This window comes from Paraburkholderia sp. BCC1876 (genome assembly GCF_902833695.1).
Classification (GTDB): Bacteria; Pseudomonadota; Gammaproteobacteria; order Burkholderiales; family Burkholderiaceae; genus Paraburkholderia.
Map to the genome: position 1 here is coordinate 49,203 of NZ_CADFGI010000014.1, position 15,176 is coordinate 64,378.

7 protein-coding genes are annotated in these 15,176 nt (G+C 64.5%); 2 read left to right on the top strand and 5 right to left on the bottom strand.

Features of this window, described 5'->3' with window-relative positions:
* Positions 1-70: 70 nt before the first annotated feature.
* The 5 genes from glgX to HWY05_RS33515 form a co-directional block, all read right to left on the bottom strand.
* The gene (glgX, locus tag HWY05_RS33495; protein WP_176061046.1) at positions 71-2,290 is read right to left on the bottom strand and encodes a glycogen debranching protein GlgX; all 2,220 of its coding nucleotides are present in this window, start codon (positions 2,288-2,290) and stop codon (positions 71-73) included.
* 100 nt (positions 2,291-2,390) lie between these two features.
* A complete protein-coding gene (gene glgB, locus HWY05_RS33500; protein WP_176061047.1) occupies positions 2,391-4,601 on the bottom strand; it encodes a 1,4-alpha-glucan branching protein GlgB in 2,211 nt (736 codons plus the stop codon).
* Entirely contained in the window at positions 4,594-8,058 is a 3,465-nt protein-coding gene (treS, locus tag HWY05_RS33505; RefSeq protein ID WP_035561072.1) for a maltose alpha-D-glucosyltransferase, read from the bottom strand. The genes glgB and treS overlap by 8 nt, the downstream gene beginning before the upstream one ends.
* Complete coding sequence (locus HWY05_RS33510) at positions 8,055-11,507, bottom strand: maltotransferase domain-containing protein (protein WP_176061048.1); 3,453 nt, start codon at positions 11,505-11,507, stop codon at positions 8,055-8,057. Before HWY05_RS33510 ends, treS begins: the two co-directional genes overlap by 4 nt.
* A gap of 449 nt (positions 11,508-11,956) precedes the next feature.
* Complete coding sequence (locus HWY05_RS33515) at positions 11,957-12,619, bottom strand: DUF1345 domain-containing protein (protein ID WP_035561076.1); 663 nt, start codon at positions 12,617-12,619, stop codon at positions 11,957-11,959.
* Positions 12,620-12,903: 284 nt separating this feature from the next.
* On the opposite strand from HWY05_RS33515, the gene HWY05_RS33520 reads away from it, so the two are divergent.
* Together HWY05_RS33520 and HWY05_RS33525 are read left to right on the top strand one after the other, a co-directional pair.
* Positions 12,904-13,521, top strand: coding sequence for a sugar dehydrogenase complex small subunit (locus tag HWY05_RS33520; protein WP_035561078.1), 618 nt, complete (start codon positions 12,904-12,906; stop codon positions 13,519-13,521).
* Positions 13,522-13,560: 39 nt separating this feature from the next.
* Positions 13,561-15,162, top strand: coding sequence for a GMC family oxidoreductase (locus tag HWY05_RS33525; RefSeq protein ID WP_035561081.1), 1,602 nt, complete (start codon positions 13,561-13,563; stop codon positions 15,160-15,162).
* Positions 15,163-15,176 lie beyond the last annotated feature (14 nt).

The following is a 15,176-nucleotide window of genomic DNA, read 5'->3' on the forward strand; positions in this document are numbered from 1 at the left end:
CGCGTTGGCGATCTCACGCGCTACAACCCGGCCGCTCTGCATGCGGTTCATCCCGTGACGCCGTTTCCGCCTACGTGGTCGGCGACGTATCGCTACGCGGCGGATGCGCGCCCGGATCGGGCGGCAGCGCCGTCAACAGCCGCGGCCCGTGTTGCGCGCCGGCTTTCCAGCCGGCTTGCCAATCGGCTTCGCCCACCGGTTGCGCGGCCAGCATCACGAGGCTATGCGCGGCGACTTCGACCTCCGGCGCCGCCAGCCGGTACGGCCCGCTTTCCGGCTCGGCTGTGTCTAGCAGCACGTGCCATTCCAGATGCGGTGCGGGCGGCGTAAAGCGCAGCGTCTCCTGATTCGCGTTGAGCATCATCAACAATACTTCCGTTTCGCCATTCAGGCCTGGACCGGCGCGCCGCAGCGTGAATGCGCGGCCTTCAGGGTCCTGCCACGCTTCGATGGTGAGCGGATCGCCGTGCTCGTCGAACCAGCCGACGTCGAACAGACCCGGCAGCACTTCGCGGTCGCCGAACAGAAAGCGCGTCTCGCGCAGCAACGGATGCTGTTTCCGTAACGCGATCACGCGCGCGACGAACTCGGCCATGTGCTGCCCGTCGGGCGTTTGCGCGCGCTCCCAGTCGATCCACGAGATCTCGTTGTCCTGGCAGTACGCGTTGTTGTTGCCGTTCTGGGTGCGCAGCGATTCGTCGCCGGCCAGCAGCATCGGCGTGCCGAGGGCGATCAGCAGCGTGGCGACCAGCGAGCGGGTCACGCGTTTGCGCGTAGCGAGTATCGCGGCGTCGTCGCTCGGACCTTCCACGCCCCAATTGCGGCTGCAATTTTCGTTGTGGCCGTCGTTGTTGCCTTCGCGATTGACTTCGTTGTGCTTCTGCTCGTAAGCGGTGACGTCGGCTAACGTAAAACCGTCGTGCGACGTGACGAAATTGACCGATGCCCATGGCTTGCGGAAGCGCCGGTTGAACAGATCGGCCGAGCCGGTCAGGCGCGCGGCGAGATCGGGACGCAAGCCGGCGTCGCCGCGCCAGAAACGGCGCACGGTGTCGCGGAAACGATCGTTCCATTCGGCGAAACCCGGCGGATGATTGCCGAGCTGATAGCCGCCAGGACCAATGTCCCACGGCTCGGAAATCAGCTTGCGTTGCGACAGGATCGGGTCCTGGCGCAACGCGTCGAAGAAACCGGAACCGGGATCGAAACCGTGCTGCTCACGCCCGAGCGTGACGCCGAGATCGAAACGGAAACCGTCGATATTGAACGCCGTGGACCAGTAGCGCAGCGAATCCATCACCATCTGCAGCACACGCGGATGCGGCAGATTCAAGGTGTTGCCGCAACCGGTGTCGTTGATGTGGTGACGTTCGTCGCCGGGAATCAGGCGGTAGTAGCTTGCGTTGTCGAGGCCGCGCCACGACACGGTGGGGCCCGCCTCGTTGCCTTCGCAGGTGTGGTTATAGACCACGTCGAGAATCACTTCGATGCCGGCCGCGTGCAACTGGCGCACGGCAATGCGCATTTCGTCGAGCCGGTGCGTGCTCAGATACGAGGGCTCCGGCGCGAAAAACGCCGCCGTGTTGTAGCCCCAGTAGTTGCGCAGCCCGCGCTCCACCAGAAAGCGATCGTTGAGAAACGCGTGCACGGGCAGCAGTTCGACCGCAGTCACGCCGAGCTTCAGCAGATGCTCGATAAACTCCGGCGACGCCAGCGCGGCGAACGTGCCGCGCTCATGCTGACGCAGATCGGCGCGCAGCATCGACGCGCCGCGCACATGCGTTTCGTAGATCACGGTCTCGCCCCACGGCACGTTGGGGCGCTTGTCGTGCGACCAGTCGAACGCTTCGTCGATCACCACGCACTTGGGCATGGCCGGCGCCGAATCGCGCCGGTCGATGGAAAGGTCCGCTCGATTCGAATGCACGCGATAGCTGAACAGCGCGTCCGACCAGCGAAACTGGCCGACCAGCTTGCGCGCATACGGATCGAGCAGCAGCTTGTGCGGATTGAAGCGGTGCCCATGCTGCGGCTGATACGGCCCATGCGCGCGAAATCCATAGGCCGTACCGGGATGCGCGTTCGGCAGATACCCGTGCCAGACCTCGTCGGTGCATTCGGGCAGCGTGAAGCGGCGGATTTCCTTGCGGCCGGTTGGATCGAACAGGCAAAGCTCGATTTTTTGCGCGTTCGCCGAGAACACCGCAAAGTTGACGCCGAGACCGTCCCAGCTAGCGCCGAGCGGGTAGGGCGAGCCGGGCAGAAGCCGGTCGGGCATTGCATGCGACATGATTCCCCTTCCTTTGTTCTGATTGTTGAACGCTCGCTTGGGTCTTCATGCAACGAGCGCGCGGTTTGTCACGCCGCGCGCTCGCTCTACAACAACTTCGTCAATCCGCGCGCAGCACGATCGTCGCGAGCGGCGGCAGCGTGAGCGCCGCCGAATGCGGCCAGCCATGGCTCGACACGGCGTCGGTTTGAATCAGGCCACCGTTGCCCATGTTCGAGCCGCCGTACACGGCGGCATCCGTATTCAGCACTTCGACCCAGCGTCCGCCGCGCGGCATGCCGAGCCGGTAGCCGACGCGCGGCACCGGCGTCATGTTGCAGACCACGACCACTTCGCGGCCCGCGCCATCGGTGCGGCGATAGGCGTACACGCTGTTGCCGTTGTCGTCGCCGACCAGCCATTCGAAGCCGCCCGGTTCGCAGTCGAGCAGGTAAAGCGCGGGTTCGTCGTGGTACAGACGGTTCAGATCGCGCACCAGCATCTGCACGCCGTGGTGGTTCGAATCGTCGAGCAGATGCCAATGCGGCGACGTGTCGTGATTGAACTCCGCCATCTGGCCGAATTCGCCGCCCATGAACAGCAGCTTCTTGCCCGGATGCGTCCACATGAAACCGAAATACGCGCGCAGGTTGGCGAACTTCTGCCAGGTGTCGCCGGGCATCTTGCCGAGCAGCGAGCCTTTGCCGTGCACCACCTCGTCGTGCGACAGCGGCAGCACGAAGCGCTCCGAATACGCGTACACCATGCCGAACGTCATCATGTGATGATGGTATTGGCGGTAGACAGGGTTTTCTTCCACGTAGTGCAGCGTGTCGTGCATCCAGCCCATGTTCCATTTGAACTGGAAGCCAAGGCCGCCGTCTTCGACCTTGGCCGTGACGCCCGGCCATGCGGTCGATTCCTCGGCGATCGTGATCGCGCCCGGCACACCCGGCACATAGCCGACTTCGTGATTGAGCCGCTTCAGGAACGCGATCGATTCGAGGTTCTCGCGGCCGCCATAAATGTTCGGCACCCACTGGTCGGCGGCGCGCGAATAGTCGCGGTACAGCATCGAGGCGACCGCATCCACACGCAGAGCGTCGACGTGATAGCGCTTCAGCCATGCCAGCCCCGAGGCGATCAGGAACGCGCTCACCTCGTTGCGGCCGAGGTTGTAGATCATCGTGTTCCAGTCCTGGTGATAGCCTTCGCGCGGATCGGCGTGCTCGTAGAGCGGCGTGCCGTCGAAGTCGACCAGACCGTGCGCGTCGTTCGGAAAGTGCGCGGGCACCCAGTCGAGAATCACGCCGAGACCGGCCTCGTGCGCCTTGTCGACGAAGCCGGCGAATTGCTCCGGCTTGCCGAAGCGCGCCGACGGCGCGAACTGCCCGAGCGGCTGATAGCCCCATGATCCGCCGAACGGATGCTCGGCAATCGGCATGAACTCGACGTGCGTGAAGCCCATGCTTTTCACGTACGGGATCAGCCGGTCGGCGAGTTCTTCCCAGGTGAGGCCGCGTTGGCCTTCTTCGGCGACACGCAGCCAGGATTCGGCGTGCACTTCGTAGATCGAGATCGGCGCGCGCGGCGTTTGCTTCGCGGCACGCGACTGAACCCACTCGTGATCGCTCCACGGAAACTGTTCGATCTCGTCGACATGCGCGACCACCGACGCCGTGCCCGGCGGCTTCTCGGTTTGCATCGCGCACGGGTCGGCCTTCAAGGGCAGCGGGTGCCCATCGCGCGACAAAAGCTCGTACTTGTAGCGTGTTCCGGCTCCGACGCGCGGCACGAACAGCTCCCACACGCCGGCCTGATGACGCAGCCGCATCGGATGACGGCGGCCGTCCCACGCATTGAAGTCGCCCACTACGGAGACGCGCCGCGCGTTCGGCGCCCACACGGCAAAACGCACGCCGGGCACGCCGTCCACTTCCATGGGACGCGAGCCGAGCAGTTCGAGCACCGCGTACGGATCGCCGCCGGCGAGACGGCCGAGCGGTTCATCGCCGAGCACGGCGCCGAACGAATACGTGTCCTCAATTTCCTGCACGACGCCATGCCAGTCGATCCGCAAGCGGTACGGCGCCGCGGACGTGACGCGGCCGGCGAACAGCCCCGGCCTCAGTTGTTCGAGCTCGCCGAGCGTCGCGCCGTCGGCGCGCGCGATCACGGTGACGTGCGATGCGTTCGGCAACAGCGCGCGCACCACCGGACCCGCGTCCGTCTGATGCAGCCCGAGCTGCGAGAAAGGATCGGGGTGACGCGCTTCGACGAGCGCGTCGATGTCGAGCGGTTGGAGGCCTGCGGCCGGATCATGCTCACTCATAGTCGCCCTCGGCCGGGTTAGGCGGTGTGGCGGCGCCGGGCGCCTGGGTTGAGGAATCGTGTGACGGTGCGCCAGTATCGCCGAGTAGACGATTGGCGAGCGCGGCGAGGCCGCGCACCGGCAGACCGAGCCACGTAGGGCGGTTGGCCGCTTCGTAGCGGATCTCGTAAGCGGCCTTTTCGATCAGGAACAGATCGAGCAGTGCCTGTTCGGCTTCGGGCGCGACCAGTGGTGTCGCGGCATCCGCCGCGGCGGCGCGATACGCCGTCAGGAACGTGTCGGTGGCATGCGCGCGGAAGCGGTCGAACAGCGCCAGCTTACGATCGGCGGTTTGCTGCGGCGCGCTCTCCATCGTGGACTGCGCGGCCGCGCTCGCATACGACAACGAACGCATCAAGCCGGCCACGTCGCGCAACGGGCTCGACTTCTGCCGACGCTCGTCGAGCGAACGCGCCGGCTCGCCTTCGAAGTCGATCAGAAACGCGTCGCCCTGCGCCACCAGCACCTGGCCTAAGTGGAAGTCGCCGTGAATGCGGGTGCGCAGCGCGCCCGTTTCGACGGAAACCAGTTTGTCGACGACCTCGACGAGTGCAGCGCGACGGTCAACCAGGCTTTGGGCGAGCGCATGGGTTTCCGGGTCGCTCATCTGCTCGATGCGCGGCACGAGCAAGTCGAGCGCGCCGGCGAGCATCGCCTGCGTGCCGTCGACCCAGGCCTTCACCTGTTCGGCGCTCGCGGGTTCGGGCGAGAACGCGGGGTCGTCGGTCGGCGAGGCGAGCGCGACATGCAACTCACCGAGCCGCTTGCCGATAATGCCCGCCAACGCGCTATAGCCTTCCATCAGATTGATTTCGTTGCCGCGGTCCGGTGTGGACTGCGCGTCGGTATCCACGGCGATCGCAAGTTCGTCGACCGAACGGCGCAGGAAGTCGAGCGACCAGTTCCACGCGTCGCCCTGATTGTCGATAAAGCCTTGCAGGATCGCCAACGTATGCGGCACGCCTTCGGGATCGACGCGCACCACTTCACCATACAACGGTGCGGTGTTCGCGTAGCCGAGCTGGGTCAAGTAACGGCTGATTTCCGCTTCCGGATGAATGCCGCTGACAAGCCGACGCACCAGCTTCAGCACCACGGCGTCGGCGATGATCAGCGAACTGTTGCTCTGTTCGGCCGCGAGCCAGCGAATGTCCGGCCGCTCGCCGAGCCCTGAGAGTTCGTCGAAGCGTTCGGTCGGCAGGAACTTGATTTCGCTCTTCTGCACGGTCGGCACCACTGCGCGTTCGCGCAGCTTGCGCATCACGCCGTGGGCGAAGATCGGCAGCGCGAATGCATCGGTCAAATGGCCGACGTTGCGGCCACGCCGCACGCGTGCCAATGCCAACTGCATGAACAGCGGTGTCGTTGTCTCGCCGCCCCAGGTGATCGCGATCGGCACGACGTAGCGTTCGGTGTGATCGCCCACGTCCGCTTCGATTTCGGTGAACGCGAAGCCGCCGTTCGGAATCGTCGTCAACGCGGCAAGCCGCACCGCATGCATCTTCTGATCCTTCGACGCAAACCAGCGGCGCCGGCTCAGCCACGACGGCAGCACTTCGGATTCGAGCAGGCGCACGTTTTCCGGCGTCGGACCGGCCTGGCCTTCGCGGATCACGATCGTCACGAATTCCGGCAGCGGTTCCGAATGCGCTTGCGCCCAGGTCGGACGCTGGCCACCCGGGCACAGCATGAACCACAGGAAGCCGTACGGCGGGAACGTCAGCAGATAGGTGAGCTGGCCGATGGCCGGGAACACCGAATCGGCGGTCATTTCGATCGGCACGGAGCCGTTGAACTCGGACAGGTCGAGTTCCACCGCTTGCGGCGCGCGCGACAGATTCGCCACGCACAAGATCGGAGGCTCGCCCGGCGTTTCACGCAGATACGCAAGGATCTTGCGATTCTCCGGCTTGAGAAAGCGGATCGTGCCGCGCCCGAAGGTTTGCTTCGCGCGCCGCGTGGCCAGCATGCGGCGCGTCCAGTTCAGCAGCGAATGCGGGTCGCGGCTTTGCGCTTCGACGTTGACCGCGTCGAAGCCGTACAGCGAACCCATGACCGGCGGCAGCACCAGTTGTTCGGGATCGGCGCGCGAGAAACCGCCGTTACGATCCGACGACCACTGCATCGGCGTGCGCACGCCGTCGCGGTCGCCGAGGTGGATGTTGTCGCCCATGCCGAGTTCGTCGCCGTAATAGATCACGGGCGTGCCAGGCATGGACAGCAGTAGCGAATTGATCAACTCGATACGACGGCGGTCCCGCTCCATCAGCGGCGCGAGACGGCGGCGAATGCCGAGATTCAGACGCGCACGGCGGTCGCTCGCGTAGGTGTTCCACAAGTAATCGCGCTCGGAGTCCGTGACCATTTCGAGCGTCAGTTCGTCGTGATTGCGCAGGAAAATCGCCCACTGGTTCGTCTCGGCGAGGTCCGGCGTTTGCCGCATGATGTCGGTGATCGGGAAGCGGTCTTCGCTCGCAATCGACATGTAGATGCGCGGCATCAGCGGGAAGTGGAACGCCATGTGGCATTCGTCTTCGTCGCCGAAATATTCCTTCACGTCTTCCGGCCATTGATTCGCTTCGGCGAGCAGCATCCGGTTCGGATACTCGGCGTCGATGGTGGCGCGGATCTTCTTCAGAATCGCGTGCGTTTCCGGCAGGTTTTCGTTGTTGGTGCCTTCGCGTTCGACCAGATACGGCACCGCGTCGAGCCGCAGCCCGTCGATCCCCATGTCGAGCCAGAAGCGCATGACCTGCAACACCTCTTTCAGCACGGCCGGATTGTCGAAATTCAGATCCGGCTGGTGCGAGTAGAAACGGTGCCAGTAATACGCGCCGGCTACCGGATCATGCGACCAGTTGGACGGCTCCGAGTCGATGAAGATGATGCGCGTTTCCTGATACTTCTGATCGGTATCGGACCACACGTAGTAGTTGCGATGATTCGAACCCGGCTTCGCGCGGCGCGCGCGCTGAAACCAGGGGTGTTGATCCGACGTGTGGTTGATCACCAGTTCGGTAATCACGCGAATGCCGCGTGCGTGCGCTTCCTGAATGAAGCGCTTCACGTCGGAGAGCTGGCCGTAGTCCGGATGCACATTGCGGTAATCGGCAATGTCGTAGCCGTCGTCGCGCCGTGGCGACGGATAGAACGGCAGCAGCCAGATCGCGTTCACGCCGAGTTCGGCGATGTAGTCGAGCTTGGCGATCAGGCCGGGGAAATCGCCCACGCCGTCGTTGTTCGCGTCGAAGAACGACTTGATGTGTACCTGATAGATGATCGCGTCTTTGTACCAGAGCGGATCGTCGCTCAACGCGGCGGGTTTGCCGCGCCGATGCGAACGGGCTTTCGCCGCGCTGCCGGCGGCGGCGTTGCCATGAGCTTGCGATGTGGCTTGGGCTGAATCGTCACGCTTCATATCGCACCTTCCGTTTGGGTTGGATTGCCAGCGTCTGCGTGATGGGCGCTGTCGGAGTCGCTGTCGGCTTCATCGGGGCGTTCGGCGGGCAGGCCGCCGAGCGGCGCGATCCGCCAGATCGAGAACGGCTGACCGGAGCCGAGCTGAACGTGCTGCCAGCGGCCATGCCATTCGAAGCGCGCGCCGGTCATCTGATCGGTGACTTCAAGCGCGCCGTGGTCGTGCAGATGCCAGTGCTGGAACGTCTCCCACGACAACTCGACGTCCGCGCCCTGTTCGTTGAACGGATCGAGATTGATGGCGACGACGATCACGTTGTCGCGCGCCTCGGTGGCTTTCTCGAAGAACAGAATGTTGTCGTTGTGGGCGGTGAGGAACGTGAGGCCGAGATGCGTTTGCAGCGCCGGGTTCGCGCGGCGAATCCGGTTCAGCGCACTGATCTCGCCGACAATATTGCCGGGCCGGTTCCAGTCCCATGCGCGCAACTGGTACTTCTCGGAGTCGAGATATTCCTCGCTGTTCGGCAAGGCGGCGGCCTCGCACAACTCGAAACCGCTGTACACGCCCCACAAACCGGCCAGCGTCGCGGCCAACGCCGCGCGAATCAGAAAACCCGTGCGACCTTGCGACTGCAAATGCCGCGGGTTGATATCCGGCGTGTTGACGAAGAAGTTCGGCCGGTAGAAATCGCGCGCATCGGTTCGCGTGAGTTCGTTCATGTACTCGATGAAATCGCGCTTCGATTCGCGCCACGTGAAATACGTGTACGACTGCGAGAAGCCGATCTTGCCGAGCCGGTTCATCATGCGCGGCCGCGTGAACGCTTCGGCGAGAAAGATCGTGTCCGGAAAGCGCGCGCGGATATCGCCGATAACCCATTCCCAGAACGGCAGCGGTTTGGTGTGCGGATTGTCGATACGGAAAATATGCACGCCCGCGTCGATCCAGAACAGGAACACGTCGCGCAACGCGAGCCAGAGATCGGGCTTGGCGTCGTGCGCATAGAAGTCGGGGTTGACGATGTCCTGATATTTCTTTGGCGGATTCTCCGCGTAACGCAGCGTGCCGTCGGGACGCCATGCGAACCAGGTCGGATGCTCCTTCAACCACGGGTGATCCGGCGCGCACTGCACGGCAAAGTCGAGCGCGATTTCGAGGCCGTGCGCGTGCGCGGCGGCGAGCATCGCCTTGAAGTCGTCGAGCGTGCCGAGTTGCGGATGCACGGCGGTGTGGCCGCCTTCCGCGCCGCCGATCGCATACGGGCTGCCGACATCGCCCGGTTGCGCATTCAACGTGTTGTTGCGGCCCTTGCGATTCGCGACGCCGATCGGGTGGATCGGCGGGAAGTACAGCACGTCGAAGCCCATGTCGCGAATGCGCGGCAGTTTCGTCGTGACGTCGGCGAAGGTGCCGTGGCGCGCTTCGTCGTCGCTCATGGAACGCGGGAAGATCTCGTACCAGCTTGCGAAGCGCGCGGCGGTGCGGTCCGCGTCGATCTTGTAGATGATCGGGTCGCGGCTCAGGAACGGCCGGTGGCGCGCGGCGCTCATCGACTTTGCGGTGGTCGGCGCGAGCAGCAAGGCGAGTTTGGTGTCCGGGTCGGACTTCGTGAAGACCTTGACGATGTGTTCCAGCGGTTCCGTTATCGCGCCATCCACGGTTTCGACTTCGGCGAGGACCAGCGCGAACAGATGCGAGGCTTCGTCAAGTTCCAGTTCGACGGTTTGGCCCGCCTTCAGCTTCTTCTGGATATGCTCGACCAGCGACGCGAAGTCGTCGCGCCAGGCGATCACCGTGAATTCGTGGCGGCCGAGGCGTTCGAGCGGAATGCGCGCGGTCCAGATGTCGAGGCCGGCGGGTTGCGCGGGGGACATGGGGACTTCGTGCCACGCGGTTTCGTCGGCGGCACGCCAGAGCACGGCGGCGGCGATCTTGTCGTGACCTTCGGCAAAGATCGCGGCGCGGATCTCGGCGCGTTCGCCGACGCTGCGCTTGGCCGGGAATCGGCCGTTGTCGACGGAAGGCGTCACGTTTTCTATCGCCACACGCGGCGCGCTGAGCGCCTCGATCACCGTTTTGCGGCCGCTGCGTTTGCTGTTGGCTTTGTCGATCGGCGGCGCGAGGCGGATCGGTTTTTCCGTCACCGCGCGGAACAGGCGGACCGCGCCGGGGGCGAGTGTGAACGGTGTCAACGTGACCGGCGTGGTGTGACCGGGCGCGTCGAGCGGCACGAAACGCGTGAAGTTGCCGGGTACGCCCACCAAAAAGCGCGCAGGGTCGACGCGCACCGGCGCGCCGAGTTCGGGATTGATGGCGATCAGGATCGCCTCGTTGGCGTCGCGCAGGTCGGGCTGATCGGCGCGCAGCAGCACGGCGGCGGGCGCGCCTGGCCCGCTTAGCGGGCGCAATTCACCGTTGGCGTGCAGGGTTGCCGTGTTGCGTGCAACGTCGTTCACATGCGCAATGCGCTCGGAGAGATCGAACTGCTTCGCCTGAGCCGCGAGCGCGAATTGCGCGGCGTCGCCACGCGTTTGCGACATCGGCTCGGCGATGCCGTATTCGAAGCCCATCGGCATCATCCAGCCGGTGCCGGTCGACGCCGACGCGAACAGCGCGCGCCGATAAGCACGCTCGACGATACCGGCGCCATGCGCGTCGCTCAGGTCGGCGACGAGGCGTGTGCCGTAGGGTGCTTCGGGGAACGCGATCGGCGAGCCGAGGCGCGCCAGTGCGGCGTGCTCCTCGACCATCCAGCTTGAACGGAAGTCCCACCAGCGCACCGACGTGAACACGCTGTCGAAGCCCGCGCCTTCCAGCGCGGGCAGGTCGCCGCGTGACAGACCGGGCGTCGCGGCGAGAAAGCGCACGTGCGGATGCCGGGCGCGCACCGCTTCGCCGAGCTGCCGCCAGACGGCAGCGGGCACGCGATGGGGCGAGTCGAAGCGGAAGCCGCCCACGCCAGCCTCGGCGAGCGACAGCAATTGCTGCGTCCACCAGAGCGTTAGCGCGGCGCGACTGCCGGCCTCGTTGAAATTCGCATACGCGACGTTGTCCTCGCGATGCACATGGCGCGGATCGAGTCGCGCTTCCTCCGACTCGAACGGATGGAACCAGTCGGCATGTTCGGCGTAGAGCGCGCCATCGGCGGCCATCCGGTCGATCACCAGATCGGCCAGCAAGGTCACGCCATGCTGATGGGCCGTGGTCGCAAGCGTGCGAATCGACTCGACAGCGGACCCTTGCGCCTCGAATACCGGATGCAGCCTGGCGTGATTGCCGACCACTTGCCCGTGGCCTGCCTGTCCCGGCTCGAAGAGACTGCCGATCAACGCATGATCGAAGCCCAGCGCGGCGGCGTGCGCGAACTGCGCGGGCCACGCGGCGAGCGGTCCAACCAGAAGTGAATGAAAAAAGTAAATCCGTGGCGCGTACCCGTTTGGAGATTCCATCGGTCGTTTCCAGATTCGTCCTGCTGCGGTGTGGATGCAATTGGCATGCGATCACAGCGCTCATTGGGCTTCCAGAGCCGGATACCGCTACCGCGCGATTGCGTCGAGCGAAGGCGCGTACTGGTCAATGTAGTGCAAAGATCGTCACGCCGCTGGCCAGTAAGGGAGTGCTTTGACGCCACGCACGGTGACGCCGGGCTGGCCGGAACTGTTCGCAAGACGCAGCAATCGGTGTGCCAGTATGGTCTGGAAACACGGCGAACGGGGGGCGAGCGAGCGCCCCGCAGGAGGATGCGGGGGACGCTGGAAGGTGGGATGGCGACGGGCTAAGGTCTGGCTGAAGTGGCGGCCCGCGTGTAAATCGGGCGGCGTCGTCCGGGTTTTACACGGGGCGTGGGGCGAGCCGCGCAGGTCGCACGGTCACCCGAAAAACTGGAGCGGCAGTGCGCTTACGAACCGACGAGGCCCGCTGCGATGTTCACGCACAAGCCCAGCACCGCGACGTTGAAGTAGAACGACAGGATCGACTGCGCGAGCGCCGCGCGGCGAATCGTGCGCGAGCGCAACACCACGTCGGAAGTTTGCGAGGCCACCGCGATGGTGAACGAGAAGTACAGGAAGTCCCAGTAATTCGGCTGGAGCTTGTGATCCGGAAACAGCAACGGCGTCTCGTCGACGTCCGGGTCGTAGTACAGCCGCGCATAGTGAGACGTGAAGATGGTCGGAATCATGAACCATGCGCCGACCATCGTCAGGCCGGTCAACGCGTAGTGCCACGCGGTCGAAGCGCCCGCGGTGCCCTTCGCCGAAGCCAGTTCGAGCACGATCGCCGCCAGACTGGCGACCGTCGCCACGCAGATGATGGCGAGCACCACGCCCGCGTTTTCATCGTCGCGGCGGGCGTATTCGCGCACGTCGCCTTCGTCGGCGAGCGCCATGTGTACCCAGATCAGCACCAGATAGGTCCAGACGGCGGCGTCCCAGCCGGCCAGGCCGAGCACCATGGGACGCGTGTGGGCGGGCAACAGGAACGCGGCGACGACGCCGACGGCCAGACCGATCAGCATGCGTGGCCGATTGCGAAGCACCTGCGGAAGAAATCGTGTGAGCATGGAATATAGGAGGGTGGGCATCGGTGTCGCGGATTCTACCCGCGCTTCGAGCACCATTTGTCGAATGGGCGAGTCACAGGCTATAGTCTTTCGCAACGGCCTTGCGTGCCGCTTTCAGTTGAAAGGCGATTGGCAGGCTGAGGTTTGTTGCACCGAGAAGACCGCTGAAGCGGCACGAGACCAGGTTTGGGGTAGAGCATCGAGGCAGCGCGCGGAGGGCATTCATGCCGCGCCGTGTTGCCCGTTGAGTATGACTCACGATCGACTCACCATCTGGAGTCCCCATGACAGATGTTCCTGAGAAAAATAATGCGCACCACGAAGTGACGCATTCAGCCGGGTTGTCGTCGTCAGCTTCGTTGTCGAAATCGTTTCCAACGTCATTTTCCGCGTCACGCAGAGCGTGGGTGCTCGGTGCCTGCGCCGGCGCCGTGGCGCTCGCGTTTGCCGGCGCCGGCCGCTCGCTCTCGTGGATCGCCCCCGCTTTCGCCGATGCGCCCGCGGGCGGCGGCCTCGACGCTTTCGTCGCGCTCTCGCAGCGCCTCACTGCCCACACGAGCTTCGACCCGATTCTCAGCAAGCGTTACTACGACGCCCTCGCTAAATCCGACAGCCAGTTCACCCAGAACGTCGCCGCGCTCAATACGTGGCTGCAAGGCCATGGCGGTGTGCCGTCCGATACGGTCACGCAGGCCTTGCAGGCCGAGCAACCGGCGCTCGCGAAAACCGTGGGCGCGATCATGCGCGCGTGGTATCTGGGCCTGGTCGGCGAGATGCCGCATGTGGACGTGATCGCCTATGAAAAAGCGCTGATGTTCGAGCCCGTGAAAGACGTGCTGACCATTCCGTCGTATTGCCGCGACGTGCCTTTCTACTGGACGCAGAAACCGGTCAGCGCCTGACGCAACGACGTTCCCCGGTCGATATAAAAGAGGGCAACAATGGCAAACTCAACTTCCGCCGACATCGTCGTAGTCGGTTCGGGCGTGGCGGGTGGACTGGTCGCGCATCAGATGGCGCTGGCCGGTGCCTCGGTGATCCTGCTCGAAGCCGGACCGCGCATTCCGCGCTGGCAGATCGTCGAGAACTTCCGCAACTCGCCGGCCAAGTCCGACTTCGCGACGCCGTATCCGTCCACGCCCTACGCGCCGCATCCCGAGTACGCGCCGGCCAACAATTATCTGATCCAGAAGGGCGACTATCCGTACAACTCGCAGTACGTGCGGCTGGTGGGCGGCACCACCTGGCACTGGGCGGCGGCCGCGTGGCGCCTGCTGCCGTCGGACTTCCAGTTGCACAAGCTGTACGGCGTGGGGCGCGACTGGCCGTATCCGTACGAAACGCTCGAACCGTGGTATTCCGCGGCGGAAGCGCAGTTGGGCGTGTCGGGCCCGGATAACTCGATCGATCTCGGCTCGCCGCGTTCGAAGCCTTACCCGATGAGCGCACTGCCGCTCTCCTACATGGATCAACGGTTTAGCGACGTGCTGAATGCGCAGGGCTTCAAGGTGGTGCCCGAGCCGGTGGCGCGCAACAGCCGTCCGTACGACGCGCGGCCCACCTGCTGCGGCAACAACAATTGCATGCCGATCTGCCCGATCGCCGCGATGTACAACGGCGTGGTGCACGCGGAAAAGGCCGAGCAGGCTGGCGCGAAACTGATTCCCGAGGCGGTGGTGTACCGCGTCGAAGCGGACAACAAAGGGCTCATCACGGCGGTCCACTACAAGGACCCGAACGGCAACAGCACACGCGTGACCGGCAAGCTGTTCGTGCTCGCCGCCAACGGCATTGAAACGCCGAAGCTGATGCTGATGTCGACCTCCGACAAATTCCCGCACGGCGTGGGCAACAGTTCCGACCAGGTGGGCCGCAACCTGATGGACCATCCGGGCACGGGCGTGACCTTTCTCGCCAATGAACCGTTGTGGCCCGGACGCGGGCCGATGGAAATGACCTCGATCGTCAACTTCCGCGACGGCGCGTTCCGCTCCGATTACGCGGCCAAGAAGCTGCATCTGTCGAACGGTGTGCCGACCATGAGCGTGACCGCCGATCTGCTGGGCAAAGGCCTCACCGGCGCCGAGCTCGACCGGCAGATTCGCGACCGCGCGGCGCGCACGCTGAACATCAACAGCTTTCACGAGCATCTGGCGGAGCCGCAGAACCGGGTGGTGCCGTCGGCGGATCACAAGGACGCGCTCGGCATTCCGCAGCCGGAGATCTACTACTCGATCAACGACTACGTGAAGAAAAGCGCGGCCAACACGCATGAACTCTACGCGCAGATCGCCAACCTGTTCGGCGGCGCCGAGGTCTCGTTCGACGATACCTTCGCCCCCAACAATCACATCATGGGCACCACGATCATGGGCAGCGACCCGGCGGATTCGGTCGTCGATGCGGATTGCCGCACGCACGATCACTCCAATCTGTTCATCGCCAGCAGCGGCGTGATGCCCACCGCGGCCTCGGTAAATTGCACGCTGACGATCGCAGCCTTGTCGCTGAAACTGGCCGACAAGCTCAAGCGTGAAATCTGAGCCCTGAACGGAGC